An 886-nucleotide genomic window follows, 5' to 3' on the forward strand; every position below is an offset into this window, starting at 1 on the left:
CAGGTCGAGGGTGACGCTGTGGGCGCGGTGGAGGCCTGCGAGTTTGGTGCGGTGGGTGGGGCTGAAGAGGAGGGGGCCTCCGTAGGCGGCGTCGATGTGGAGGTCGGCGCCGTGGGTGGTGGTGAGGTCGGCGATGTGGTTGAGGGGGTCGATGTCTCCGGTGTCGGTGGTGCCTGCGGTGGCGGTGACGAGGAGGGGGCCGTCGAGGCGGGTGAGGGCGTCGTGGAGGGCGGTGGGGTCCATGACGCCGGTGGGGGCGGGGAGGACGACGGGTCGTGGGAGGCCGAGGAGCCAGGCGGCGCGGGTGATGCTGTGGTGGGCGTTGGCGGCGCAGACGGTCTGTACGGGGCCGTGGCGTTCGCGGGCGAGGAGGAGGGCGAGTTGGTTGGCTTCGGTGCCTCCGGTGGTGACGAGGGCGTCGGGTCGGGGGGCGTGGGGGTAGATCTCGGCGGCGAGTGCGGTGGTGAGGGTGGTTTCGAGGGCGGAGGCGGCGGGGGCCTGGTCCCAGGAGTCCATGGAGGGGTTGAGGGCTGAGGCGGCGAGGTCGGCTGCTGCGGCGAGGGCGAGGGGCGGGGTGTGGAGGTGGGCGGCGCAGTGGGGGTGTGCGGGGTCGGCGGCGCCTTCGGCGAGTGCGGTGACGAGGGTGCGCAGGGCGTGGTGGGCGCCGGTGCCGTGGTCGGGGATGAGGGGGTGGGTGGCGTCGTGCATGTGCTGGGTGACGGTGGCGGGGCCGCCTGCGGGGAGGGGGCCGTTGCGGCGGGCGGCGCCGTGGTGGAGGGCGGTGAGGACGGTGTCGAGGAGGGGGCGCAGGTGGGTGGGGCCTGCGGTTCCTCCGGCGAGGGGTGGGGTGGGCATGGGTGGTGTGGTCCTTCGGGTGCGCGGGGGC

General features: G+C 75.1%; 1 protein-coding gene. It reads right to left on the bottom strand.

Features of this window, described 5'->3' with window-relative positions; all coding sequences use genetic code 11:
- The coding region (locus BA175_RS31830) for a pyridoxal phosphate-dependent decarboxylase family protein (protein WP_254667907.1) at positions 1–855 on the bottom strand (855 nt) is incomplete at its 3' end.
- Positions 856–886: the final 31 nt, after the last annotated feature.

Origin of the sequence: Streptomyces griseus (assembly GCF_001715295.1) — a bacterium.
Classification (GTDB): domain Bacteria; phylum Actinomycetota; class Actinomycetes; order Streptomycetales; family Streptomycetaceae; genus Streptomyces; species Streptomyces griseus_G.